At 64.9% G+C, this 26,412-nt stretch carries 15 protein-coding genes; 10 read left to right on the top strand and 5 right to left on the bottom strand.

Features of this window, described 5'->3' with window-relative positions; translation table 11 throughout:
• Window positions 1-47 precede the first annotated feature (47 nt).
• The 3 genes from ABDW57_RS24895 to ABDW57_RS24885 form a co-directional block, all read right to left on the bottom strand.
• Window positions 48-947: a MurR/RpiR family transcriptional regulator gene (locus ABDW57_RS24895; protein ID WP_343732828.1), complete on the bottom strand. Its 900-nt coding sequence runs from the start codon at window positions 945-947 to the stop codon at window positions 48-50.
• Between the two features lie 70 nt (window positions 948-1,017).
• Window positions 1,018-2,238, bottom strand: a complete 1,221-nt coding sequence (locus ABDW57_RS24890; protein WP_343732827.1) for a cyanophycinase — start codon at window positions 2,236-2,238, stop codon at window positions 1,018-1,020.
• Between the two features lie 42 nt (window positions 2,239-2,280).
• Window positions 2,281-2,976 carry a helix-turn-helix transcriptional regulator gene (locus ABDW57_RS24885; protein ID WP_343732826.1) on the bottom strand — a complete coding sequence of 232 codons (696 nt, stop codon included), beginning with the start codon at window positions 2,974-2,976 and terminating at the stop codon, window positions 2,281-2,283.
• A gap of 87 nt (window positions 2,977-3,063) precedes the next feature.
• On the opposite strand from ABDW57_RS24885, the gene ABDW57_RS24880 reads away from it, so the two are divergent.
• From ABDW57_RS24880 to ABDW57_RS24835, 10 genes are all read left to right on the top strand, one after another.
• Window positions 3,064-3,510 carry a RidA family protein gene (locus ABDW57_RS24880; RefSeq protein ID WP_343732825.1) on the top strand — a complete coding sequence of 149 codons (447 nt, stop codon included), beginning with the start codon at window positions 3,064-3,066 and terminating at the stop codon, window positions 3,508-3,510.
• 10 nt (window positions 3,511-3,520) lie between these two features.
• Window positions 3,521-4,657 (top strand): membrane dipeptidase, encoded by a 1,137-nt coding sequence (locus ABDW57_RS24875; RefSeq protein WP_343732824.1) that lies wholly within the window; start codon window positions 3,521-3,523, stop codon window positions 4,655-4,657.
• A gap of 1 nt (window position 4,658) precedes the next feature.
• Window positions 4,659-6,014 (top strand): amidohydrolase family protein, encoded by a 1,356-nt coding sequence (locus ABDW57_RS24870; protein ID WP_343732823.1) that lies wholly within the window; start codon window positions 4,659-4,661, stop codon window positions 6,012-6,014.
• A 41-nt stretch (window positions 6,015-6,055) separates the two neighbouring features.
• On the top strand, window positions 6,056-7,390 hold the full coding sequence (locus tag ABDW57_RS24865; RefSeq protein WP_343732822.1) for an amino acid permease: 1,335 nt from the start codon (window positions 6,056-6,058) through the stop codon (window positions 7,388-7,390).
• 68 nt (window positions 7,391-7,458) lie between these two features.
• Window positions 7,459-10,464 (top strand): triple tyrosine motif-containing protein, encoded by a 3,006-nt coding sequence (locus ABDW57_RS24860; protein ID WP_343732821.1) that lies wholly within the window; start codon window positions 7,459-7,461, stop codon window positions 10,462-10,464.
• 1 nt (window position 10,465) lies between these two features.
• Window positions 10,466-13,489 carry a two-component regulator propeller domain-containing protein gene (locus ABDW57_RS24855; RefSeq protein WP_343732820.1) on the top strand — a complete coding sequence of 1,008 codons (3,024 nt, stop codon included), beginning with the start codon at window positions 10,466-10,468 and terminating at the stop codon, window positions 13,487-13,489.
• Between the two features lie 22 nt (window positions 13,490-13,511).
• On the top strand, window positions 13,512-14,078 hold the full coding sequence (locus tag ABDW57_RS24850; RefSeq protein WP_343732819.1) for a TspO/MBR family protein: 567 nt from the start codon (window positions 13,512-13,514) through the stop codon (window positions 14,076-14,078).
• Between the two features lie 110 nt (window positions 14,079-14,188).
• On the top strand, window positions 14,189-16,405 hold the full coding sequence (locus tag ABDW57_RS24845; protein WP_343732818.1) for a TonB-dependent receptor: 2,217 nt from the start codon (window positions 14,189-14,191) through the stop codon (window positions 16,403-16,405).
• Between the two features lie 4 nt (window positions 16,406-16,409).
• Window positions 16,410-19,481, top strand: coding sequence for an ATP-binding protein (locus tag ABDW57_RS24840; RefSeq protein ID WP_343732817.1), 3,072 nt, complete (start codon window positions 16,410-16,412; stop codon window positions 19,479-19,481).
• The gene (locus ABDW57_RS24835; RefSeq protein ID WP_343732816.1) at window positions 19,478-20,392 is read left to right on the top strand and encodes a diguanylate cyclase; all 915 of its coding nucleotides are present in this window, start codon (window positions 19,478-19,480) and stop codon (window positions 20,390-20,392) included. Before ABDW57_RS24840 ends, ABDW57_RS24835 begins: the two co-directional genes overlap by 4 nt.
• On the opposite strand, the gene ABDW57_RS24830 is transcribed toward ABDW57_RS24835, so the two are convergent.
• The gene (locus ABDW57_RS24830) at window positions 20,389-23,751 is read right to left on the bottom strand and encodes a DUF6250 domain-containing protein (protein ID WP_343732815.1); all 3,363 of its coding nucleotides are present in this window, start codon (window positions 23,749-23,751) and stop codon (window positions 20,389-20,391) included. The two genes, ABDW57_RS24835 and ABDW57_RS24830, sit on opposite strands and share 4 nt — an antisense overlap.
• Window positions 23,752-23,762: 11 nt before the next feature.
• Entirely contained in the window at window positions 23,763-26,351 is a 2,589-nt protein-coding gene (locus ABDW57_RS24825; protein WP_343732814.1) for a TonB-dependent receptor, read from the bottom strand.
• Between the last annotated feature and the right edge of the window lie 61 nt (window positions 26,352-26,412).

Here is a 26,412-nt window from a genome sequence, read left to right as displayed (position 1 = left end):
GGTGGTCAAATCATCCACCGCATAAGGGGCTTTGTTTAGTAAATTCGCTAAACAGGCGGCTGCACCATGTAATCCGCAATCACTTCGTTGAGACGCGCCGCCTTGCGGACATTGGATTTATTCGACACCATCAGCGACGTCACCAGCGCCTCGATCACCGCCACGGTGGCCACGTAACTGCTCGGCAGTACGCCATGGGCGCTGCCCGCATACAGCACATGGTCCGACAGCGGCACCATCGGCGCGGACGGCGTATCGGTAATCGACACCACGCAGGCCTTGTGATTGCGGGCGAACTGCGCGAAACGCACCACATCGCTAGCGTAGCGCGGGAAGGACATGGCCACCAGCACGTCGCCACGGCCAATGTGCACCAGATGGCCGGCCGCGACCTCGTTGCCGCCCGCCCCCGCCATGTCCACCACGTGCTGGCAGAACGGCTGCAGGTGCAAAGCCAGCATCGACGAGAAGCAGGAGGACATGCCCAGCCCCAGCACGTACACCGTGCGGGCGCCGCTGATCATGCGCGCCACCTGGTCCAGCACCTGCTGCGATTGGGCGTCGTGCGCGGCCGAGAGGTTGGCCTTGGCCTGTTCCATGCTCGCGTCCCCGGCCACCACCGCGGCCCTGCGGTGGGCGATGGAGGTGCGCAGCTTCTCCACCGGCTGCATGGCCATGTGCAGGGTTTCGGCCAGGGCGCTGCGCATGCCCGCATAGTTGGGGAAGCCGATGTCGCGCGCAAAGCGGCTGATGGTGGCGGTCGAGACCTGGCAGCCTTCAGCCATCTCCTCGATCTTGAGCGCTGCGCCGCGCATCGGGTTGCGCATCAGGTAATCCGCGATGCTGCGGTGGGAGGCGGAGCCCTCGGCGCGGACGCTGCTCAGCAGTTTCCCCAGGGCCGATTGTACAAACGCGACGTCCGCCGGAACCGATCTACCTACTGTCATGCTGCACCAAGTTCTTAAAAAGGTGTAAGCATACGTACATTTCAGGCAACTGTGAACCTAGTATTTTCCCTTAACGATACCAGGGCCGGGTAATCTGCAGCGGACGCACGTCCAGGCGTAGGTTCAGGATGGTGTAGGCGTCCGTGGTGGCGGATTCATAACCAACGCTGCTGGCGTCGCGGGTCAGCTTGAATTCGAAGCCCAGCTCCTCGCGCGGCTCGCCCGGCGCCGCGGTGGCGATGCCGATCGCCTCGCTGCGGGCGTTGTTGATCAGTTTTTCCATCATCACCAGGATGGTGTTGTGGCCCAGCGCGTCGGCCGAATACACCTGCTCATTCAGGAACGGACTGGCTGGATCGAGCTTGCCATTCACCTTGTCGGCGGACGGCGTGTATTGGCCGGTGACCAGGTTATAGCGGTCGCCGCGATCCAGGTAGCTGATGCGGGCGTTGGTCAGGTTGAATTCCTTGATGTCGCCATTGGTCTTGGCCTGGGTCAGGTCCAGCAGCAGCGCGCCCTGGTAGCCGATGATCTCCACTTCCCGCCTGGCGTTGATGACCATGGCCGTATTTTCGTCGATGCCCAGACCCAGCTTGTAATTCTTCTTCAACATCGCTGGCAGCATGCGGGCGAAGCGCCCACGCGCCAGCAGGTGCTGGTCGACGAAGACGTCGGTGCCGACGAAGCCCAGGCCTGGCGCCAGCTCACGGCCATCATTGACGCCGGCGGCCAGCGTGCCGATCACCGTCTTGGCCTCGTAATACATGGTGCTGCTCATGATGGCGGCGCCGGCGCTGCTGCCGCCGATTACACCACCCTTGTTGTAGACGTCCCAGATGGCCTGCAGCACGGCGGTGCGCGTGCCGTCCGGCCGCACCAGCGCCTTGGTGATCAGGCCCTGATCGCCGCCGGCGAAGTAGACGCCGCCAGCTTCACGAATCATGCGCGCCAGATTTTGGTCTTCGGCGGCGACCTTGTAATCAGTATTCTTGAGCCGCACCGCCACCGGTACCGCGAACGCCGAGGCACCGAATCTGGTCAACGTGGCGACCAGATTGGTGCCGGAACGCTCAGGATTGCCGGCCGCGCTGGGCATCACCGCGATGCGCGCGCCCTTGCCGCCGGCCAGCTGCACCAGGCGCTCCCAGATGATGGTGTTATCCGGACGGACCGCGCCGCCGGCGATCAGCAGGTTGCCTTGCGGCGGCGCCTCGGCCGCGGTTGAAATCTGCATGCACAGTGCCAGCAACGACACGCACACCATGCGCATCGCTTTAACAAAACTCGTCATACTTTGTTCCTTGTCGTAGATAAGGCGCCAGCACGCCGGATGTCATTCGCGGCGGCGCAACTGTTCCATGTAATTATAAATGGTGAAACGCGACACGCGCAGCGCAGCAGCCGCGCGCTCCACGCCGCCCTTGACGATGAACAGGCCGCGCCGCTGCATGGCGCCGACGGCCGCTATCCTTTGTTCGCGCGTCAGGGACTCAGCGCTGCCGCCGGGACCGACAGCTTCGTTGATAATATTCTGCATCAGCGTGTCCATCTGCGCCTCGGCCGGCGCGGCCGCCGCGACAGGCGCCGCCGCCTGCACCATCGGCTTGAGCATCTGCGACAGCCAGCCATGCGCCGCCTGAAAGCCAGACAGGTCGGCATTCAGGCACAAGGTGGCGAATGGCTCGCCGCTGGCGTCACGAAAAATGGCGGACGCCGAGCGCAATTCGCGCCCATCGGCGGTCACTGTGACATAGTCCTCGACCATGCTATGCACCGCCCCGCCCTTGGCTTTGATCCGCGTAGCCGCGGCAAAGCCCTTGTCATTCTGCGGCCCTTCCAGCACCGAGCTGCCGATGCTGCGGCCCGAAATATGGCCGTTGGCGATGGCGATCACCGAGTTTTCCGGCTTGCTCACATCATGCAGCACCACTTCCAGATGCGGCCCGGCCATCGCCGCGAGCATCGGCACCACCGGGCGCAGCGCGTTAATGACCGCCGCGCGTTCCGCGGCCAATGAAACTGCTTTCATCGCATCCCAACAATTTGTTGATCCATTCGTTTATTTTCACATCTTTTTTAAACAAACTGTTTATAATTTTTGACCAAGGAGACCGCCATGACACTTAAACACCTCACCGCATTACTGGCCCTGCTCACCTGTGCAGGCACCGCCAACGCCGCCGATGCGGAGTTCTACAACAAGGGCAATCCGCCGGGGCGTCCGTTTTCGCTGGCGGTGCGCGCCGGCGACATGGTCCTGTTGTCAGGCCAGATGGGCACCGACGACAAAGGCCTGGTGCCGGGCGGCTTTGAGGCACAGTCGCGCAAGGCCATGGACAATGTGGCGGACATCCTGAAAGGCATGGGCCTCGGCATGAACGATGTGGTCAAGTGCACCATCATGCTGGCGGATATGAGCAAGTGGGGAGACTTCAACAAAATCTACGCCGGCTACTTCAAGCCTGGCCGCCTGCCCGCGCGCAGCGCCATGGGTGTCAACGGCCTGGCCCTGGGCGGCGAGGTGGAGGTGGAATGCGTCGCCTACGCGCCGTCCAGCAAATAACGGAGACCGCATGACCGACCGCCGCACCTTCCTGCACAGCGCAGCCGCCGCCACTCTGGCCTCGCTGGGCGTGCCCGCCACCGCCGCGCCCTCCCTGCGCGACAAGCGTCCACTCATCATCGACGCGCTGGGCGGCATCGACAACATCAACCTGCCGGTCTCGCGCCGCGAAAACGCCGCCACCGATTTCGGCATCGATGCGCGCGCGCTGGCGGACGCCAGGGCATCCGGCCTCACCGCCTTCAATATGACTATCGGTTATGTGTTTGGCGATGGCGATCCATATGAAAAAACCCTGGCCGATGTGCAGGCGTGGAATGCCTTCATCCAGCGCAGATCCAGCGACCTGCTGCTGGTGCGCAGCGCCGCCGACATCCGCCAGGCCCAAGCCGGCAACCGCATCGGCGTGATCCTCGGCTTCCAGAACGCCGCCATGATGGGCAAGGATGCGCGCCGCGTGGAAGTCTTTGCCAAAGGCGGTGTACGCGTGATCCAGCTGACCTACAACGGTCCCAACCAGCTGGGCGACGGCTCCATGGTCCCGACCAACAAAGGCCTGACGCCATTCGGCCGCGAAGTGGTGGCGGAGCTGAATCGCCATCGCATTCTTGTAGACCTGAGCCACAGCGGTGAACAAATCTGCCTGGACGCGGCAGCAGCATCAAAGTCGCCCATCATCATCAGCCACACCGGCTGCCGCGCCGTGGCTGACCTGCCGCGCAACAAGACCGATAAGGAACTACGCCTGGTAGCAGAGAAAGGCGGTTTTGTCGGCATCTACTTCATGCCCTTCCTGGCGGTTGGCCGCCAGCCCATAGCCGCCGATCTGATTACCCACATCGAGCACGCCATCAACATCTGCGGCGAAGACCACGTCGGCATCGGCACCGACGGCACCGTGCCGCAGATCGACGACATGAAGATCTACATGAAGGGACTGGAAGACGAAGTGCGCCAGCGCCGCGCCGCCGGCATCAGCGCGCCAGGCGAGCGCCCGGACATCGTGCCCTTCCTGCCGGACCTGATGGGCAAGGACAAATTCTGGAAACTGGCCGATCTGCTGGCCAAGCGTGGCCACAGCAGCAGCCGCATTGAAAAAATCCTCGGCACGAACTTCCTGCGCGTGGCTGATGGGGTATGGAGCTGATATGAAATTGAAATACGCAGCGATCGTCATCGCCGCGCTATGCGCAAGCGCCCACGCGGCGGAAGAGAAACCGAAAGCCAACGTCCAGCAGCAGCGTATCGATAAATTGAATGGCAAGGCCCTGGGCCGCGTGATCTATCGCGGCGCCACCCTGATCGACGGCACCGCCGCCGCACCACGCGCCGACATGGCCATTATCATCCAGGACGACCGCATCGAAGCCGTGCTGCCGGCCGCCCATCTGACAGCGCAGCACACCGGCGGCGCCCGTGTTGTCGATGTGTCGGGCCAATACCTGCTGCCAGGGTTGATCGACTCGCATGTCCACTACGCCACCAATCCTGACCGCCCTTACGCCGAAGCTGAACTGAAGCGCAACATCTACGGCGGCGTGACCGGCGTGCGCGACATGGCCGGCGATGCGCGTGAACTGGCGGGCCTGTCGCGCGATGCGCTGCTGAACCGTATCCCGTCGCCGGACATTTTCTATGCATCGCTGGTGGCCGGCCCGAGCTTCTTCAAAGACCCGCGCACGGTGGTGGCTGCACTGGGTGCGCAGCCCGGCAGCGTGCCCTGGCTGTACGCGGTGGACGACCAGACCAAACTGCCGCTGGCGGTAGCGCAAGCGCGCGGCACCGGCGCCACCGGCATAAAGATCTACGCCAACCTGCCCGGCACGCTGGTGCGCCAGTTGATCGCGGAAGCCAGGGCCCAGGATTTCCCGGTGTGGACGCACATGCAGGTCTATCCCGCCTCGCCTTACGACTCGCTGGGCGCGACGGCGGTCTCCCACGCCTGCATGATCGCTCGCCACGTGCGCGAGGCCGGAAAATCCGCCTACGGCCATGGCGGCGAGCCATCGTATGAAGGACTGACAGCGGACGACCCGGGCATCCGCCAGTACATCGCCGCGCTAGCCAGATCCGGCACCATCATGGATGCCACGCTGAGCGTCTACAAGTCCGACGGCCCGCACTGCCACATCGACCTGGCTGGCGACATCACGCGCGCCATGCACAAGGCGGGCGTCAAGATCATCGCCGGCACCGATACCGACAACACCGGCGATGACCCGTTTCCAGTGGTGGACCACGAACTGGAAAAGTTGGTGAAGTATGCCGGCCTCACGCCGCAGGAAGCCATCATCACCGCTACCGCCAACGCCGCCCAGGCGCTCGGCAAGCAAAAGGAATTCGGCACACTGGAAGCCGGCAAGTACGCCAACATGGTCTTCCTGAAGCAAAACCCGCTGCAGGATATCGGCAACCTGCGTTCCGTGGTGCTGACCGTCAAGCGCGGCCACGAGTTTGCGCGCGCCGACTACAAGTTCACCCCTTTGCCTGTGCACGAAGACTGAGTTATGCGAGAATCAACTTTTAATCTCGCATGGGTAAGCAGATGAGTGAACTTAAGCGCGGCCTGAAAAGCCGGCATATTCAGTTGATCGCGCTGGGCGGCGCGATCGGCACCGGCCTGTTTCTCGGGATCGCACAAACCATCCAGATGGCCGGTCCGTCGGTGCTGCTGGGTTACGGCGTGGCCGGCCTGATCGCCTTCTTCATCATGCGCCAGCTGGGCGAGATGGTGGTGGATGAACCGGTGGCCGGCTCATTCAGCTACTTCGCCGATAAATACTGCGGCCACTGGGCCGGCTTCATGGCGGGCTGGAACTACTGGGTGCTGTATGTGCTGGTCAGCATGGCCGAATTGTCGGCGGTGGGCATCTACGTCCAGTACTGGTGGCCGGCGGTGCCGACCTGGGTGTCGGCGCTGGTTTTCTTCGTCATCATCAACGCCATCAGCCTGTTTAACGTCAAGGCCTTCGGCGAGATGGAATTCTGGTTCGCGATTATCAAGGTGCTGGCGATTGTCGGCATGATCGCCTTTGGCGCCTGGCTGCTGATCTCCGGCGACGCCGGCCCGCAAGCCACGGTGGCCAACCTGTGGCAGCATGGCGGCTTCTTCCCCAACGGCGTCAATGGGCTGGTGATGGCCATGGCGGTGATCATGTTCTCCTTCGGCGGACTGGAACTGATCGGCATCACCGCTGCCGAAGCGGACAATCCATCGCACACCATCCCCAAGGCCACCAACCAGGCCATCTACCGCATCCTGATCTTCTACATCGGCGCGCTGGGCATCCTGCTGTCGCTCTACCCATGGCAGAAGGTGGTGACCAGCGGTAGCCCGTTTGTGCTGATCTTCCATGCCCTGAACAGCAATATGGTCGCGCATGCGCTGAACGTGGTGGTATTGACGGCGGCGCTGTCTGTGTACAACAGTGGCGTGTACTCAAACACCCGCATGTTGTATGGCCTGGCCAGACAAGGCAACGCACCAAGGGCGCTACTGAAAGTCAACGCGCGCGGCGTGCCGCTGACGGCGCTGGGGGTGTCCGCACTGGCCACCGGCATCTGCGTGGCGGTCAACTACTTCATGCCCGCCAAGGCCTTCGGCTTCCTGATGGGCCTTGTGGTGTCGGCCCTGATTATCAACTGGGGCCTGATCAGCTGGATCCACCTGCGCTTCCGGGCGCAGAAGAAAGCGGCCGGCCAGCTGACGCAGTTCCGGAGTCTGGGCTACCCGCTGACCAACTACCTGTGCCTGGCCTTCCTGGCCGGCATCCTGGCGGTGATGTATCTGACACCGGACTTGCAACTGTCGGTATATCTGATCCCGGCCTGGCTGGCGATACTGGCCGTAGGTTACAAGTTGGGAGTTAAACAGGTTTAATTTTTTAGCTTCACATCCAAGCTACAATTCCGGATGCTCCGGCGCGTGCCGGTCTTCCGGGATTGATCATGCTAGCTCGTTTCCTCCTGCTGCTTGCCCTGCTGCCGCACGCCGCGCAGGCACTTAATCCACTCACGCCGCTTTCCGAATACAACCGCGCCAGCTGGTCCACCCGCGACGGCGCGCCCCCGGAAATCCACAGCATGGCCCAGACCCGCGACGGCCGGCTGTGGATGACCAGCCCCAATGGGCTGTATCGCTTCGACGGTCTGCGCTTCGAAAAACAACGCCTGCCGGGCAATGAGGAGATGGCGCGACGCCGCGTGTCACTGGCGCGCGCGCATCCGAACGGCGACCTGTATCTGTCCTACGCCATGGCTGGCGGCCTGTCGGTACTGCACCCCGACGGCCGGTTGGAGGACCTGATCCCGCTGCTGAAGATACCGCCCCTGTCGCAACTGGCCTTTGACGACAATGGCGACATCTGGGCGCTGACCGCGGGCGGCCTATTCCGCGTCCGTGACCGCAAGGCGCAACCGGTGCAGGTGGGGCAATCGCTGGCCAAGGAGGTTGCCGATATCCGCATCGACCGGTACGGCAGGCTGTGGGTCACCACGCTCACCGCGCTGTACCAGTATGACCGCGCCAGCGGCAAGTTCGATCAGGTACGTCCGCTGACCGTGCCGGCCTCGCTGATTGAATCGCCGGACGGCCGCGTATGGACCGCCAGCCCGCTGGAAGTCAGGGCCCTGCCCGCCCCCGCCGGCTCAGCGGCGCGCATGGGCAAGCCGAATATGGTCAACCAGCCCGGCGTCGGCTCCGACTGGATAGCACGCTTCGATCGTGATGGCAATCTGTGGCAGCTCAAGTGCCCGACCGATTTGTGCGTGACGCCGGCCCACGTGGTCGCGGCCACCGATGTCATCACCGTTCCGCAGTCCGGCAGCGCTCAACCCCGGCCTGCCGGCCCGGCCAACGTCGCGGGCAATACGCTGATCGAGGACCGCGAGCACAATATCTGGGTGGCCACGCTGGAGGGACTGGACCGCTATCGCGACAATCGCCTCCACCGCCATCGTCTGCCGGTGGAAAGCAGCCCGGCCAACTTCACCATGGTCACCGATGAAAACGGCCAGGTGTGGACGGTGGATAATGCCTCGCGTTCGCTCTGGCGCCTGCAAGCAGGCAGCCAGCCGGAACGCGATCCTGTCAGCGCACAGCTGGTCAGCAGGGATTTCAGCGGCGCCTTGCTGGTCGCCGGACCGCGCGATATCGAGCGCCGCAAGCAAGGCAGAGTGGACAAGATAGCGCTACCTGAGATCCCCGGCCCGGACGGCAAGCCCAGAGACCTGATGATCATGGGCGTCACCGATGACGGCAAGCGCCTATGGCTGGTGACCGCGCAGACCGGCCTGATAGGACGGCGCGGCGACGGCCCGTGGGAGCCGCGCGCAAAATTCAACCTGCCGCCCAACATCGTGCTCGGCGTCCCCGGCGTCAAGGCCGGCCAGCTATGGATCGCCTGCGGCGACGGCAGCATCGTACTGCTGGACGAAAACGATAAATTGACCAGCTACCCGGCGCCCATGATCGGCCTGGCCACCGGCATCTACACCGGCGAGGACATCGTCGCCAGCGGCGATCAAGGGTTGGCGGTGCTCGTCAAGGGCGCTTTTCGCCAGCTGCGCGGCGCCGATCCCGAAGCGCTGCAGGATATCTCCGGCTACGCCGTCACGCCGGATGGGGACCGCTGGCTGAACGGCGGCAAAGGGCTGGTGCATGTGCGCCGCGACGATTGGAAAGCCAGCGTGGCCAATCCGGAACTGCCGCTGCGGTATGAGCTGTTCGGGCTGAAGGACGGCTACGTCGGCAAGGCCATGCTGTACAACCGCCACCCCAGCGCCAAAGTCGACAAGGATGGCCACCTCTGGCTGGTCAGCACCGGCGGTCTGCTGCGCTTCAATACGCGTGAAATTCCGCGCAACGCGGTGGCGCCGGTGGCGGACGTGGACGGCGTGCACACCGGCACCGCCAGCTACAAGGTGGAACCCGGACTGACGCTGCCGCCCGGCTCCAAAAATCTCAACATCACCTACACCGCCGCCAGCTTGCGCCAGCCGGAGGCCGTGCGCTTCCAGTACCGCCTGGATGGCGCCGACGGCGACTGGCAGGATGCCGGGCCGCGCCGCGCCGCCTACTACACCAATATGGAACCGGGCGCCTACCGCTTCCGCGTGCGCGCCGCCAACGAGGATGGCGTGTGGAGCGAGCAGCCGGCCAGCGTCGACTTTGAGATTCCCGCCACCTTCACGCAAACCCCGTGGTTCAAAGCCGCGTGTGCGCTTGCGGTGGCGCTGGCGCTCTACCTGCTCTATCTGTACCGCTTGCGCGTAGTGACGGCGCGGCTGGAGGAGCGCATGGAGGTGCGGCTGGCCGAACGCGAACGCATCGCCCGCACGCTGCACGACACCTTCCTGCAAACAGTACAGGGCGTGGTGCTGAGGCTCGACGCGGCGGTCGACACGCTGCCCGATGACAGCGCCGCCCGCACATCGCTGACAACCATCCTGCACAGCGCGCGCGACGGCATCAACGAAGGCCGCGCCCAGGTGCAGGAGCTGCGCTCCTCGGAGGCCGACGAAATCGAGTGCCGTCTGCGCGACGTTGCCGCGCTGCTGGCGGCAAGCTACCCCGGCGTGCAGTTCGTGCTGGAGGTCAGCGGCACCCGCTGCACATTGCGCGCCGGCGTGGTGGACGAGATCAGCGAAATCGGCCGCGAGGCGGTGCGCAACGCCTACCAGCACGCTCAGGCCGCGCGCATCGACGTGCAGCTGACGTACGGCGCGGAGCAATTCACACTGCAGGTGCGCGACGACGGCAAAGGCATGTCGCCGGCGCCGGCCGCCGGCCACTGGGGGCTGGTGGGCATGCGCGAGCGCGCCGCCCGCGTCGGCGCCGCACTGCAGATCGACAGCACGCAGAATTCCGGCACAACCATTACAATCACGCTTTCGGCCCGCAGGGCCTATGCCGGCCGCAAACGATCCTGGTGGCGCGGCCTGTTCGGACTTTAAGATGCTTTTCACGTTACAAGGCTGGCGGCAATGCGCGCTGGCCATCCTGCTTCTCGCGCAGTGCGCATGCGGCCCGGCCCTCGCGCTCAATCCCGAGATCCGCCTGCGCGACTATCATCACGCCGCCTGGCGTTCGCGCGACGGCGCCCCGTCCGAAATCAAAACCATGGCGCAGACGCCGGATGGCTGGCTGTGGCTGGGCAGCTCCAGCGGCTTGTATCGCTTTGACGGCATGCGCTTCGAGCGCTACGCCCTGCCGCCCGGCAGCGAACCCGCCAAGCAGCGCGTGGCCAACTTGCGGGCGGCGCCCAACGGCGACCTGTGGATGAGCTTTTCCGTCGGTGGTGTATCCGTGCTGCGCAAGAACGGGCGGTTCGAGACGCCGGTGCCGCTGGACTCGCAGGTAGGCGGCGTTTATGCCATCGTCCCGGAGCGCGACGGCGGTGCGTGGATCGCCGCCGGCACCGGCCTGTATTGGTACAGCAACGGACAGTTACGCAAGCAAGGCGCGGAACAAGGATTCCCGCAGGGGAGCATCTACTATGCGATGCTTGATCAGTACGACCAGTTGTGGGCCGTGGCGGCGGACGGGCTGTATCTGCGGGATCGCGCCAGCGGGCGCTTCACACTGGCGCACGCCCAGCGCAACCAGGGTTTCCTGCTGCAGTCGCCGGACGGCCGTCTGTGGCTCGCCGCACAGGACCAGCTGTGGCCAGTACCGCTGAAAACCACCCTCCCCGCGGGACGCCAGCACGCCCTGCCGCGCGATGCCGCCCTGGCGCCGATGGAGGCACGCGACTACGGCCAGTTTGACCGTGAGGGCAACCTGTGGACGCGCGACTGCCCGCAACGGCTATGTCTTGTGGCGCGCGCCGCCAGCCGGACGGACCAGCGCATTCACCCCGCCAGCGATGCCACCGACCGCGTCGATCAGCTGCTGCCGCTGACATCGCGCGCCACCAACGCGGTGCTGGAAGACAGGGAAGGCAATATCTGGATCGCTACCCAGAATGGGCTGGACCGCTTTCGCGAGAACAGCCTGATTCCGGTGCGCCTGCCACAAGCCAGCGGCAATTTCAGCATGGCTGGCGACAGCGAGGGTAATGTCTGGCTGTCCGACGCCGTCAACGTCACCACCTGGCGCCTGCGCCCCGGCGCCGAGCCGGAGCAGTGGCCGCAGTATTACCGCATTGTCGCCAATGGCCGCGATGGCGCGCTGCTGCTGGGCGGCAAGCGCTATATAGAAAGGCGCCATCAAGGCCAGGTCTCGCGCATTGCGCTGCCGCCGGGACGCGATGGCAAGATGGTTGACATCTACCTGGGCGGCATCATCGACGACGGCAAAGTGCTGTGGACCGCCAGCCCGCAGACCGGCTTGATCGGCTACCTGGACGGGCGCTGGCAACCGCGCAGCGCCTTCAGCCTGCCGCCGCGGATTTTCGCCGGCACCGCCGGCAGGCTGCCCGGTGAGCGCTGGCATGCGACCGGCGATGGCACCATCGTCTTCAACGACAACGGCAAGCTGACCACCTATGATGCCGCCGCCATCGGCCTCGCCTCCATGATCCATGCCGGCGAAGACGTGCTGGCGGGCGGCGATCAGGGGCTGGCGGTATCCACCGGTCAGGGCTTCCGCAAGCTCAAAGCGCAACCGGCGGAGGTGCTGCACAATATCTCCGGCGTTGCGGTCAGCGCCGATGGCGACCGCTGGCTGAACGGCGCCCAAGGCGTGGTGCATGTGCGGCGCGCCGCCTGGCAGGCAGCGCTTGAGCGGCCGGATACCCCGCTGGCGTACGAGCTGCTGGGGAAACTGGACGGTTACGAAGGCCAGGCCATGCTGGACAATCGCCTGCCCAGCGTCTACACCGATCCCTCCGGCCAGATGTGGTTCATGACCACCTCCGCCGTGCTGCGTCTGGTGCCCAGCCAGATCCGCCGCAACCGCATCGCGCCGACGCCGCAAATCCTCAGTCTGGATATCGGCGACCAGCACCACAAGGCCGCGCCCGGCCTGCGCCTGGCGCCCGGCTCGCAAAACTTCAGCATCCACTTCACCGCTCCCGGTCTGCGCAAGCCGGAAGCCATGCGCTTTCAGTACCAGCTATCCGACCTGAATGAGGACTGGCAGGAAGCCGGCGGCCGGCGCGAGGCGTATTACACCAACGTGGCGCCAGGCAGTTATACCTTCCGCGTACGCGCCTTCAACGAAGACGGCGTGCCTGGCCAGCAGGAAGCCATGCTGGAGTTCGAGATCGCGCCCAAATTCGTGCAGACCATCTGGTTCAAGGCCTTGTGCGCGCTGGCCGCCGCCGCCCTGCTTTACCTGCTGTACCTCTACCGCATGCGGGTTGCGACCCGGCGCGTGGCCGAACAGCTAACGGTGCGCATGGCCGAACGCGAACGCATCGCCCGCACCTTGCACGACACCTTCCTGCAAAGCGTGCAGGCGCTGATCCTGCGGCTGGACACCGTCTCGCACAAGCTGCCGCCAGATGCGCGCGACAAGCTGGCGCCCATCCTCGACCAGGCCAACGAGACGATTGTCGAAGGCCGCGACCAGGTGTATGAATTGCGCACCGGCCGCGTCGACGACCTGGAAAGCGCGGCCGCCGAAGCAGGCCGCCAGCTGAAGGCGGAACATCCCGCCATCGGTTTCAGCATCGCCGTTTCCGGCCAGCGCCGCAAGCTGCAGCCGACGGTGGCGGAAGAAGCCTGCGAAATCGCCCGCGAAGCGCTGCGCAACGCCTTCCACCACGCCAGCGCCACCCAGGTGCAAACCCGCGTGATCTACGACGTCGAACAGTTCACGCTGCAGATCGAGGACGATGGCATCGGCATTGCAGCGGACGCCGCGCCAAGGCAAAAGCATTACGGCCTGACCGGCATGCGCGAACGCGCCGCACGCGCCGGCGGCAAGCTGGAAATCGGCGCGGCGGCGTCCGGCGGCGTGTCCATCACGCTCAGCGTGCCGGCGCGCGTGGCCTACGCGGACACCCGCCGCTGGTGGCAACGTCGCAAGCCATAATCAGCGCGGCTCGCTGGGTGGCGTGCCGCACAGACCCGCTCCGGCGACCACTACATCATGGAGCCACCATTGCCCAGGAGAGCACGCCATGACCGCGCACGCCACCACCCCGCATCGCCCGCTGCAGCTTCCGGCCCTCGCCGGCTGGCTGGTGCTGACGTTTATCTTTGCCGCCATCGGCGGCTACGCCTCCTCGCAGGCGCCGGAGTTCTACCAGCAGCTCGATCGCCCGGACTGGGCGCCGCCCGCATGGCTGTTCGGTCCCGCCTGGACCGCGCTGTATCTGCTGATGGCGGTGGCAGCATGGCGCGTGCAGCGCGTCGCCGGGCCGGCGCGCGCCGAGCTCACGCTCTACGTCGTGCAACTGGCAGTCAACGCCTTGTGGACCTGGTTGTTCTTTGCCTGGCACCTCGGCGCCTGGTCGTTTGCCGAGATTGTGCTGCTGTGGGTCCTGATCGCGGCCACCATCCGCGCGTTCTGGCGGCGCGACCGCTGGGCCGGACTGTTGTTGCTTCCCTACATAGGCTGGGTGACGTTTGCCACCTGCCTCTGCTACGCCATCTGGCAAAGGAATCCGGCGCTGCTCTGAGTGTGATGTTTTTAGACAGGTAGTTGCTTTATCAACTACTAAGATGCGGGCCAACCTGCTACACTCTTTGGCTTTGCATCTTAAACGCAACTGTCGTTTTAAAAATAACAATGATGAAAGCTCCGGCTTCCGCCACTCCAAAACTGCTGGTCCTGTTGATGTCGCTGCTGTTCACTGAAGCGGCACGCGCACAGCTACAGGAAGTTACAGTCACGGCCCAGCGCTCGCCGTCGCTGGAATCGAAAACCCCGGTCTCCATGACCACCCTGACCGGCGATCAGCTGACCACCGCCGGCATCGACACGCCGGGCGCCATCGGCGCGCGCGTGCCCAACGTGGAGCTGGATTACGCCACCGACGGCCTGCGCATCACCGTGCGCGGCATCTCGAATGCCGACACAACGGAAAAAGGCGACCCTTCCGCCGCCTTCCTGCTGGACGGGATCTACATCGCCCGGCCGCAAACGCAAAACCTCAGCTTCTACGATCTGGAGCGGGTGGAAGTGCTGCGCGGTCCGCAAGGTACGCTGTACGGCCGTAACACCACCGCCGGCGTGGTGAGCGTGATTTCGAAAGCGCCGGTCAACCGCTTCGAAGCGTGGATCGCCGCCGAAATCGGCAACTACAATAGCCGCAAAGTCAGCGGCATGGTCAATCTGCCGGTGAGCGACATGCTGTCGCTGCGCGCCGCCATGTCGTGGAATCAGCATGACAGTTACCTGATCAATGGCCTGCACAACGGCCGTGCACTGGGCAAGGACCGCGACGATGTATCGGCCCGCCTGTCGGCCAAGCTGAAGATCACGCGCGACGCCACGCTGGTGCTGCGCTACGACCGCAGCAAGGTGGATGACAACAACGACAGCTACGTCCCGGACACCAATTTCTACCGCGGCGTCGCCAACGGCAGTCCGGTACCTTACGGCAGCAGCACGAACGCGCAGCTGACCTACAGCTTTGTCGCGCCGAACGCCGCCATCGCGCCGCCGGTGCAGGCCCATAGCTACAAGAACACCTCCGGCATCAGCGCCGACCTGACGCTGGATGTCGGCGCGGCCACGCTGTACTACCTCGGCTCGCACCGCAACTACGACCACGACCAGCTAGCCAACTTCTACTATCGCGTGCAGCCCACGCTGGCACTGAACGTACGTGAAAGCTTCCTTGGCGATTACACGCAGAGTTCGCATGAGCTGCGGCTTGCCACCAACGGCGACGGTCCGCTCAGCGCCCAGGCGGGCCTGTACTACTTCCGCGAAGAGTCGAAGCAGTTGTACGCCTTCCGCGACCTGGACCTGCTTGGCCTGCCGCCGTACTATGTGTTCGACCACGGTCCGACCATCTCCACCAGCAAAGCGGTGTTTGGCCAGGCCACTTACCGCGTCAGCGACAAGCTGCGCGCCACCGCCGGCGCACGCGCGACCAACGACGACAAGTCGCGCATCGGCTCCACCAACTTCCAGCAGGCGGCAGCCTTCAATCCGGCCACCGATTTCAAGCTGCTGAACGACGCCGCCATGCGCACCCACCAGACCACCTGGCGTCTGGGTCTCGACTACGATCTGGCACCGGCCACGCTGGCATATGGTTCCGTATCGACCGGCTACAAGGCCGGCGGCTTCAACGACGGCTGCCGTGAAGGCTCGACGCAACTGGGCCTGAGCTGCCCGGCCGCGCTGGCAGTGCCGGCGGCCGCCCTGATCTATCAGCCGGAAACGGTGCGTTCCTACGAGGCTGGCGTAAAGACCCGCTTCTGGGACAACAAGGCCAACCTGAACCTGGCCGTATTCAAATACGACTACAACAACCTGCAGCTGTCCAGCGTTGCCATTGTGGCCGGCGCCCCGCGCTTCGTCACCAGCAATGCCGGTGAGGCCAGCGTCAAGGGCCTGGAGGCGGAGGGCCAGTTCGCGCCGACCACGCGCGACCGCATCCACTACGCGCTGTCGCTGCTGGACGCGCACTACGTGCGTTACAGCCCGGATAGCGTGCATGACTGGGCCGGCAATAAGCTGGACCGCGCGCCAGCCAGCACGCTGACGCTGGGTTATGAGCGCAGCTTTGGCCCGTTGGCGGCCGGCGTCAGCGCGCGCCGCAGCGCTTCCTACATCATTGCCGTGCCGGCGCAGCTGCTGCAATATCGCGTGCCGGCCTACACCCAGACCGACGCCACCTTGCGCTATCGCCCGCAGGGTGCCGCATGGAGCCTGACCGCGCGCGTGACGAATATTGAAAACAAGGTCCATCCGGTCAATATTGACAGCTTCGGCATGCTGGCGCCGAGCGATCCGCGCACCGTGGACCTGCGACTGGACTACCGCTTCTGACGCCATGCTGAGCCACCTGACCCGCTACCTGTTATTCATTCTTGCACTGCTGCTGGCGCCGGGTTGGGCTGGCGCCAGCGCCGGACCGCTGGTGCTGGGCGCGCAGCAGCAGGATGTCGAAGTGTGGCCGGCGGTCAGGGTCATGGCCGACGCCGACGGCAAGCTGCCGCCGGAAACGGCGCTGGCCGCGGTGGAGCATTACAGCGTGCCCAACTCCGCCTATGCCACGCTGGGCGTGCACAAGGACGTGATGTGGCTGCGCATCCCGGTTGCGGTGTCGTCCGACAGCGACGGCGAATGGATACTGAGCATCGACTACGCGGTGCTGAACCGGGTCGACGTTTACGTCGCCACCGACGGCAAGCTCGCCCAGCACCAGGTGATCGGCAACCTGCAGCCCGATGCCGACGGCGCGGCGCGCAGCCGCGTGCCGGCGGCGCTGCTGCACCTGACGCCCGGCGCCGAGCATGTGATCCTGCTACGCGTGGAAAACATCGGCGCCATGATCCTGCCGATCAAGCTGGCGCGCCCGGCCAACTTCCATGGCGCCGCCCTCAATGAGCAAACACTGCAAGGTGTGCTCACCGGCCTCAGTCTGTGCCTGCTGCTGTACAGCCTTGCGCAATGGATCACGCTGCGCGAACCGCTGTTCGGCAAGTTCGCCTTGATGGTGCTGGGCACGACGTTGTTTTCGGTCGAGTTTTTCGGGCTCGGTAATCAGTATCTGTGGAAGGCCAATGCCTGGATGAGCATCCATGCCGGCGGCATTTTTGCGCTGGCCGCTTCCTGCGGCGCCTATCTGTTTGTCGAACAGGCCCTGGCCCGCACCGGCAAGGACCTGATCTTCAGCCGCCTGATGAAAGGCGGCGCCGCGCTGTGCGTGGTCAGCGCGCTGGCCTACGCCTGCGACATCATGAGCGTGGACACGCTGGTCGTCATCGTCAGCACGCTGGGCGTGATGCCGATGCTGCTTGGCCTGCCGGGCGCTTACTTCCGCACCCGCCGCGGCGACGCGGTCGGCATCTACTTCCTGGCCGGCTGGGGCATCAGCTTCACCTCGTCGGCGATCCTCAGCCAGGTTATCAGCGGCAAAGTCGATGCCAACTTCTGGACCATGCATGCGCTGCAGTTCGGGAACATGATCGACATGCTGCTGTTCACCCGCATTCTCGGCCTGCGCACCAAGGCCATGCAAACCGCCATGCTGCGCGCGGAAGAAGCCACCCGTACCAAATCCGAATTCCTGGCCCACATGAGCCACGAAATCCGCACGCCGATGAACGCCATCATCGGCATGAGCCGCCTGGCGCTGATGACCGAGCCCAGCCCCAAGCTGCAAAACTACCTGGGCAAGATCCTGGGGGCCGGCGAGCACCTGCTGGCGGTCATCAACGACATCCTGGACTTTTCCAAGATCGAGGCGGGCAAGCTGCGGCTGGAATCGGCGCCGTTCGACCTGCAGGAAATGCTGGACCATTTATCCAGCCTTACCGTCATCAAGTCCGATGCGGCGCGGGTGGAGCTGAAGATGCGGGTGGACGGCAACGTGCCGGCGCGCCTGATCGGCGACCCCTTGCGACTGAGCCAGGTGCTGATCAACCTGACCAGCAATGCCGTCAAGTTCACCGAGCGCGGCGAAATCATCGTCGCGGTCGAGCTGATGGACAAGACCGCGGACACTGTGGCGCTGCGCTTCTCGGTCAGCGACACCGGCATCGGCATGCGGCCGTCGCAGGTGGCGAGCCTGTTCCAGTCGTTCCACCAGGCTGGCGCCACCACCACCCGCAAATACGGCGGCACAGGACTGGGGCTGAGCATCTCGCGCCAGCTGGTGGAGCTGATGGGCGGCGACATCCAGGTGATGAGCACACCAGGCATTGGCAGCCGCTTCAGCTTCATCGTCCGCCTTGGCATCGCGGAGTATGGCGCCGCGCCGGTCGACTGGCCGCTGACGCCGCAGCAGCCGGCGCGCGAACTGCGCCGCTCGGACAACGCCGGCCTGGCCATGCGCGACCTGTCGGCGCTGGACGGCGCCCGCATCCTGCTGGTGGAGGACAACGCCAACAACCGCGAAGTGGCGCTGGACTTCCTGGCCGCCGCGCGCATGCAGATCGATGTGGCGGAGCATGGCGGCGAAGCGCTGCGCATGGTCGAGGAAACCGACTACGATCTGGTGCTGATGGATGTGCAGATGCGCGAAATGGATGGCCTCACCGCCACCCGCCGCATCCGCGCCATGGAGCGCTGCAAGCACCTGCCGATCGTCGCCATGACAGCCTATGCCATGGCCGGTGACCGCGACAAGAGCATCGCGGCCGGCATGAACGATCATGTCACCAAGCCGATCGTGCCGGAGCAGCTGTTCCGCACCCTGATCAAATGGATACCGCCATCGCGCCTGGCCGCGCGCCGCGCGCAGGCCAGCGCTGCCCTGCAGATGGCGCCGCCGCCGATCGATTATGCCGGCCATACCTCGCCGCTGCCGTCGATACCTGGCGTCGACTGGCAACTGGCGCTGGACAGCGTGGACCGCCAGCGCGGCCGCCTGGACAAACGCATCCGCGGCTTCCTGCAGGAGTACAAGCCGGCGGTGCGGATCGTGCGCGACGCTGTCGCCAGCGGCAGGCACGAGGTGCTGTACAGCCTGACCCACAACCTGAAATCGACTGCCGCCTACATCGGCGCCTTCCATCTGGCGTCGCAGGCGCAGGCGCTGGAACACGCCATGCGCAACGACCGCCTGGACCGGATCGCCCTGCTGGCCGGCGAGCTGGCCGACGGCCTGGAGGTGGTGGTCAACGGACTGGCGCAACTGGGCGAGCCACCGGCGCCGGTGCGCTACCGCGACAGCGACGCCCGCCTGCTGATCACACGCCTGGAAGCCTACCTGCGCAGCGACGACGCCCGCGCCGAAGACGTGCTGACGGAACTGCGCGCGCTGCCGGCGGTCTTACGCCATGCCGACCTGCTGGCACAGATCCAGCGCGCCGTCGACGACATCGAATATCAGGCCGCGCTGGCGCCGCTGGGCGCGCTGGCGCGGGCGCTGAACAACGAACTGGAAATAAGCTCATGAACTTCGCCGGAACCCAAAAAGTGCTCGTGGCCGACGACGACATCGTCAACCGGCAGGTGCTGGCCGAACTGCTCAAGCCCGAGCACACCGTACTGCTGGCCAGGAACGGCGAGCAAACCCTGGAACGCGCGCTGCGCCACCTGCCCGATCTGATCCTGCTGGATGTGGTAATGCCGGACATGGATGGCTATGAAGTGCTGCGCCGCCTGCGCGCCGATGCGCAAACTGCGCACATCACCGTCATCTTCATCTCCGGCCTGGGGCGCCCGGAAGATGAAGCCAATGGCCTGAAGATGGGCGCGGCCGACTACATCTCCAAACCGTTCAACGAAACGGTGGTGATGGCGCGCGTGGCCATGCACCTGCAGATGGTGCGCCAGCGCCGCATGCTGGAACATCTGGCGCACGTGGACGGACTGACCGAGCTGGCCAACCGCCGCCGATTCGACGAAGTCTACGAGGCCGAATGGCAGCGCAGCCGCCGCAGCGGGCGTCCACTGTCGCTGGCATTGCTGGATATCGACGCCTTCAAGCAGTACAACGACCACTATGGCCACCCGGCCGGCGACCGCGCCTTGCGCGCCGTGGCCCGCACCGCCGCTTCCGGCCTGCGGCGCCCGGCCGACCTGGCCGCGCGCTACGGCGGCGAGGAAATGGTGCTGCTGCTTCCGGATACCGAGGCGGCGCAGGCGCAGCAGGTAGTGGCCTGCATCTGCGGCGCGATAGCCGACCTGCAGATTCCGCACGAAGCCTCCGCCGTGGCGCCGATGCTCACGGTCAGTGCCGGCGGCGCAACGCTGAACAGCGCGGCGGCCGAATCCAGCGCCGAGCTGTTCACCGCGGCCGACAACCTGCTGTATCACGCCAAGAAGTCCGGCCGCAACCGCGTGGAGTGGCGCCTGGTGGCTTAAGCCAGGCGTTGCACCATGAAACGCTCCACCTTGTGGCGAGACTGAGTGGTGCGGAAGCCGAAGTAACCACCGCCCAGCAGCGGACCGGGCGCAGTGAAAATCTCCCGGTCGTCCACATACAGGCGTGTGCCGCGCGCATCGACCGCGATGCGGATGCGGTACGGGCGCCCGGCCTTCAGCAGGTATGCCGACGCAGTGTACTCCTGCAGTAGTTTGCGTTCGCCGCTCCCATCGTAGTAGCGGAAGCGCGTGGTGCTGTTGGTATTGCCGCCGATGCCGGCATAGAACAGGCGCAGCCTGTCGTAGTCTTCCAGCTTGCCGGACTGCGTGAAGCCAGCCGGCAGTTGCGCCTCCCAGAAGAAGTTCAGGTCCGACAAGCGCGCATCCGCCAGCACGGTGCGGGTGAAGCTGATCTCGTAATGGCCGATCAATTGACGCCGCAGCCAGACGGTAAGCCCACGCCTGGCGTCCAGCACCAGCGCGCCGTGATCCACGTATGCGGCGCCGGCCGCGCTGCCGGCTTCCGCCTCCACCGCCCACACGCGCGGATCAAAGCGCGCGAAATTGTCACTGACCAGCGCTTTGTCCGCAGCCTGGGCCTCCAGGGCCAGCATGCCGATCGCACCCAGTCCCCATTGCGCTACCGCGTTGGTCGATAGGGATGGCGCTTCCTCCACCTCGTTCAGCACCAGCGGCGGCTTGACGCGACGCGCTGCCAGATCCTTGTCGCGCAAGCCTGCGCCGCCTTCCCGGAACTGCCGCCATGCGCGCGCCAGCCCGTCACCGTCCATCTGCTGAAGCGCATCGTAAGCCAGCAGACGCGCGTGGCCTTGGCCCAGATTGAGTTTGCCCAGATCCTGGCCCAGCTCCGCCTTGTGCTGCTCCGGCGTGGCGTTGTACAGCCGGCAGTAACGCAGCCACGCTTCGCGGAAGGCCGGTTGCGGCACGGTGCGTATCAACTCGCTGGCGATTTCCGGCAGGCCAAAGACAGCGCTCAGGTGCGAGACATTGATCTTTGCATCGGGGTTGGGCAGGTAGGCGCCGCTGCGCAGATCCATGATGCCGCCTCCGGCGAAGAAGCCAAGCGGCTGGGCGGCGATGCTGGCCATGCTGTTCAACAGCTTGTCGCGGTACTGCGCCTGGCCAGTGCGTTCCCATTCCGTATACCACGCGGCTGCCACGGCGCCCCAGTCCGTGCCGAATGCCACGCTGGCGTGGGTGTCCGCTTCGGTGGCGGGCGGCTTCTGGCCGATCTTGCGGCCCGGGATCACGGTGCGCAGACGATCAACAGCATCCACCTGTTCGCGCAGCAGATCACCCACACGCTCATCCGCACTCAGGTAGTAAAGGAAGCGGCGGTTAATGGCGGTGGATACGCGCAGCTGCTTGGCGCTGTCGCCCCAGTGCTGCACGCCGTGGCGCGTGCCCAGCGGGCTGTATGGGCCGATGTGGTGGACATCAACTTCGCCGGTATGGCGCGTCATGGCTTCGGCCATGCGGTAGGCATCGGCGCGGCCGCTGCGCAGGTAGTAGTGCCAAAGCCAGATCTCGGTGCTCAGTTCCGAGTTATCCCACGCGTAGCCGCCGACGTCGTAGCGCCACATGTGACGCTGTGCGTCGTAGGTGTGCATCACATCACCGTAATCCCAATAGCCGTACCAGCGGCGCTCCTCCACCTGATTGCGATAGAAGTCGAACACCCATGCCAGTTGTTTATCGATCTTGGTAGATTGGCTGGCCGCTGGATGCCAGTATTCGCTGAAGATGCCGGCGCTGTAAAGACGCTGAGGCGATGCGGTCAGCAGTGGCGGGGTTTGCATGCGCTGGCTGATCGCCGCCATCTGCACGTGGCTGGGCGTGGCCGGCATCAGCTGCAGTTCCAGTTCGCTGGTGCGGGCGACGCCGTACGGTGTGCCGAATTCCGGCTCATAGTCCTCGTAGGTGATATCCAGCGCATCGCGCTGTCTGGCGTGATCGGTCTCGCCCAGGCCGTCGTGGTAGAAGCGCAGATCCATGGCCTGTGCCTTGGGCGCCCACAACCACAGCGTCACGGTGGCCTGGCTGGTCTCGGCGTCCAGAATGTCGATCTGGCCGGGATAGCTTTGCCAGAAGTTGCGGATGCCGAAGGCGACGCCGCCTTCCGGCGTGCCCAGGTAGCCCGTGCCTGCGGCGCGCTGGCCGCTGGCCGCATGGACGGCGCCTTGCCTCTTGCCGGTGCGTTTGCTGATGCTGTAGCCGTCCGGGTGCGCCTGCAGCAGGGTGTAGCTGCCGAAGGTCGGCACGTAGCGCAGATTTTTGCTGACGTTGGCGGGAATGGCGGCAGCTTGGACGGCTTTGCCCTGCAGTTGCGCCCCGGCGGCGGCGCCGGCATCCCGCCGCAGACCGGTCAAGCCCTGCACGGCTTCCGCGAACACGCCGCCGTTGGCGCCGGCAAAGCGGATGTGGCGGTCGTACAATGGCGCCGTCAACGGCACGCCAAAACGCAGTCCGACGCCTCGTATGAACGCCTGGGCCGGATCGGCATCATAAACCAGCGTATGGACGATGCGGATCGCATCAGAGTTCTGGTAGAAGTACAGGCGTACGGTAAACGGCAGCAGGGTCTGGCCGTCTACATGGCGATGCGTGCCGGTGACCCGCACGACCGCGCGCTGCGTGCCATTTTGCTCCAGCGTGCTTGATTCGATGACGCTTTGATAGGCGCGGCGGGTAGCGGCGCTGCTTTCAGCGTCGGCCGCGCCATCGACCAGCAGTACCAGGCTACCGTCTTTCAATAGCGGTTTGCCATCGCGCAGGGCGGCGCTGACCAGAATCCCCCCCGTGCGCGCCAGCGTGCACCGCATCGGCCCCGTATCGACGACGATAGCGTCCGCCCGCAGCTCCGCCAGCAGCCCGCGTCGGGTCGCCTCGGTTGCCGCGGCGTTGCCGGCTCCGGTAATGGGCGCCCGTGGAGGAACGTCCTTGATGCGCGGCTGGAGTTCGTAGCCGGTCGCAGGAGCGGCTCCGGGGAAGGCCGGCGGCAGCGCATGGGCGGACCATTTCAGCGTGCCGTCCGGCCAGTACGCCAGCGGCCATGACTGCACTTCCAGTGCACCACCCTGCCCCGGGTCCACTGGCAGCAATTCAAACGCGGCGTCCGCCGGAACGCGCCCCTGTGACCACGGCACGCCCCAGGTCGTGCCCTTGAAATCCGCGGGCAGGCCATCCAGCCAATGCAAGCGCGTTCCGCCAGCACCGGCATCTTCCTGCAAGCCGCTTTTGGCCGGCGCGTTGCCGGCATCCGCAGAAGCCGACGCCACACCGCCCGTCAGCAGCGCCGCCAGCTTGAAGAACTGCCGCCTGTCGAGCGTTCCACTCATCGCCCCGCTCCTTAGTATTTGTACGCCAGCGTTGCGCCGACGGTGCGCGCCTCGCCCAGCCATGCCCACACCGAACCGTAGTCGCCGGCGCCCACGCGACGGTAATACTGCTTGTCAAAAGCGTTGTTCACCCACAGTGACGCGGTCCAATCGCCCTGAGCCAGTCGCCCGCCAGTGCCGGCCGAGAAAGAAGCCAGGCCATAGCCCTCCACTCGCGTCAGGCGCGAGTTGTCCACCGTGCCGTACATCCAGCCGCGATACGAATACCGGGCGCTGACAAAGTTTTCCAGACCGCTGTCGCTGCGCCACGCATAACGGGTGCTGACGTTCCAGGTGGTGCGCGGCGCATTGAACACGCGCTGGCCGGTCAGATTGCACGATGCCGGCGGCTTTGGCGACAAAGTCACCTCCGCCGGGCAGCGCGCATTCTCGTAGTCGGTGTAATTCGCCGCATTGTAGATGCCCGCCAGGTTCAGGTCCCAACCTTTGGCCAGGGTCGCCGCGACGGTCGCCTCGGCGCCGCGCGAACGGAAGCTGCCGGCATTCATCAGGTAAGTCTGCTGGTCGTCCGGGTTGTAGCCTTGCGTCTGGAAGTCGGTAATCTCGGTCTGGAACAGATCAGCGGCAAGCCGGACCTTGTTATCCAGCAGCGCCCCCTTGATCCCCAGCTCCACACTCTTGGTCTTTTCAGGTTTGATCAGCAGTGTGTCGTAGCCGGCTGCCTTGGCCGCGCCGGCCGAAATATTCAGGCCGCCAGACTTTTCGCCGTACGAACCGGCCAGATAGGCATTCCAGGCGCTTGACAGTTCGTGCTTCAGCACCAGCGTTGCCGACGGCAGGACGTGATATTCCTGCAGATAACCCGAATTGAAAGCCGCGCGGTTATAGCGCACGAACCAGCCGCCCTTCTCCTGGTAGTTGGCGCGCACCCCGGCCGTTACATCCCAGGTCGGCGCAAAGTGCCAGGTGCCCTGCGCATACGGCGACGCCATATAGTCGTGCACCTGGCCGACACGGATCACATCCAGGCCGTTGTAGCTGGCCGAATCAAGATAAATGCCAGCCAGCTTGTTGTTGGTGTAGCGCGTATGTGCCAGCGTATCCAGATGCTGGCCCAGATACGTCAGGCCAATCGCGTAATCAAAGACCTCCCCAACCGGCGAATCCAGCCGCAGGTCCTGCGACCAGCTGCGGTCGATCACGCGTGTACCGGTATTGTTATACACGCCCACGCTCAGGCCATCGGCCACGCTCGGGTCCGAGCGGAAGAAGCGATACGAGGTCACGGAACGCAGTTTGTAGCCGCTGTCGAAACGCCAGTTGGCCTCCGCCGATACGCCGCCCTGCTTCACGTGCACATTGTTTTCGTCATCCAGGTCCACGTTCGGCCCGTACACAACGTGGTTGCCGACCCCCGCCGAATGCTTGAGGAAGCCGTCCACGCCACTGAACACATTGGTGGCCAACAGCACCGGCGTCGGCTCGCTATTGGTGACGTTAATGTCGGCGCTCAGGCGCAAGTCAAAATGATCGCCGCGCTTGCACAACAGCTGGCCACGCGCGCCGGTGCTGGTGACACCGGCAACCTTGTTGCCGTTACGGAGATTGGTCACCGGGCCATCGTTATTGGTGTACACGAGGTTAAGACGGCCAGCCCAGCTCCCGGACAAGGCGCCAGACAACAGGGCGCGGCCGCGCGTGTACCCGTGCTGGCCATACGACAGCGAGGCTGAAGCCTCTGGCGTAAAGCTGGGGGCGCGGGTGTGGATATTCACCACGCCGCCGGTGGCGTTGGCGCCAAAGGTCGTGCCCTGCGCGCCGCTCAATACTTCCGCATACTCGATATCGCCCAAGCCGCTGCTCAACATGCCGGCGCGCGGCAGATATACGTTGTCGACATAAATCGCCACGCTGCTGGGCATGCCGATATTCTGGTCGCCGCTGGCCTGACCGCCTCCGTCGCCAATGCCACGGATGGTAATCTGCGTATCGGAAGGATCGGTGCTCTGGATAACCAGCCCTGGTACCAGTTGCTGCAGATCTTCCAGCGTGGTCAGGTTCTGTTGTTCCAACTGCTCGCCGCTGACACGATACGAAGCCGTCGGCGCGCGCTGCACGTCATCGGTATCCTGTCCCGGTGCTGCACGCTTGGCGGCACTGACAGTCACGCGCGCCAGGACCTCGTTGTTCGGCGCCTCGGCGGCGGCAACGGCAAGCGCCGGCGTGCGCAGCGCCGCCGGTGTCATCACCGCCTGCACGGCGGGACGTGCCACGGCAGGCACGGTCAGGGCGCGCCGTACGGTCAATGTGCGCCCGCCGCCCGCACTCACCAGCTCAAAGCCCGTGCCTTCCAGCGCGCGGGTAATCGCCTCGGTGGCGCTGTAATTGCCATTGACCGGCGCCGAGCGCACCGATTCCAGCAGCTTGGGATCATAGGCTAGCGCCACGCCGCTCTCGGCGGCAATGCGCAGCAAAGTCTTGTCGAGTGGCGCTCCGGCCAGCTGGTATTGATGACGGGTGGCGTCCTGCGCCAGCGCTGCCGGCAAGGCGAGTAACTGTGTTACGGCCAGGATGGCCAGGATGTGCTGTGGTTTTTGCAAAACGTGCCTCACAAGGTTATGGCGCCTCGATCAAGGCGCTTCACTACCCATGTGCAGCGAG

It is taken from the genome of Duganella sp. (assembly GCF_039595735.1).
Lineage (GTDB): Bacteria > Pseudomonadota > Gammaproteobacteria > Burkholderiales > Burkholderiaceae_D > Rugamonas.
This window is presented reverse-complemented; position numbering and strand designations above follow the sequence as displayed.

What these genes read in the sequence shown, in the direction of transcription:
- ABDW57_RS24865 (WP_343732822.1), top strand. Translation starts at nt 6,056, where the DNA reads ATGAGTGAACTTAAGCGCGGCCTGAAAAGCCGGCATATTCAGTTGATC.
- ABDW57_RS24885 (WP_343732826.1), bottom strand. Translation starts at nt 2,976, where the DNA reads ATGAAAGCAGTTTCATTGGCCGCGGAACGCGCGGCGGTCATTAACGCG.
- ABDW57_RS24845 (WP_343732818.1), top strand. Translation starts at nt 14,189, where the DNA reads ATGATGAAAGCTCCGGCTTCCGCCACTCCAAAACTGCTGGTCCTGTTG.
- ABDW57_RS24895 (WP_343732828.1), bottom strand. Translation starts at nt 947, where the DNA reads ATGACAGTAGGTAGATCGGTTCCGGCGGACGTCGCGTTTGTACAATCG.
- ABDW57_RS24830 (WP_343732815.1), bottom strand. Translation starts at nt 23,751, where the DNA reads ATGAGTGGAACGCTCGACAGGCGGCAGTTCTTCAAGCTGGCGGCGCTG.
- ABDW57_RS24835 (WP_343732816.1), top strand. Translation starts at nt 19,478, where the DNA reads ATGAACTTCGCCGGAACCCAAAAAGTGCTCGTGGCCGACGACGACATC.
- ABDW57_RS24870 (WP_343732823.1), top strand. Translation starts at nt 4,659, where the DNA reads ATGAAATTGAAATACGCAGCGATCGTCATCGCCGCGCTATGCGCAAGC.
- ABDW57_RS24890 (WP_343732827.1), bottom strand. Translation starts at nt 2,238, where the DNA reads ATGACGAGTTTTGTTAAAGCGATGCGCATGGTGTGCGTGTCGTTGCTG.
- ABDW57_RS24880 (WP_343732825.1), top strand. Translation starts at nt 3,064, where the DNA reads ATGACACTTAAACACCTCACCGCATTACTGGCCCTGCTCACCTGTGCA.
- ABDW57_RS24855 (WP_343732820.1), top strand. Translation starts at nt 10,466, where the DNA reads ATGCTTTTCACGTTACAAGGCTGGCGGCAATGCGCGCTGGCCATCCTG.
- ABDW57_RS24875 (WP_343732824.1), top strand. Translation starts at nt 3,521, where the DNA reads ATGACCGACCGCCGCACCTTCCTGCACAGCGCAGCCGCCGCCACTCTG.
- ABDW57_RS24840 (WP_343732817.1), top strand. Translation starts at nt 16,410, where the DNA reads ATGCTGAGCCACCTGACCCGCTACCTGTTATTCATTCTTGCACTGCTG.
- ABDW57_RS24860 (WP_343732821.1), top strand. Translation starts at nt 7,459, where the DNA reads ATGCTAGCTCGTTTCCTCCTGCTGCTTGCCCTGCTGCCGCACGCCGCG.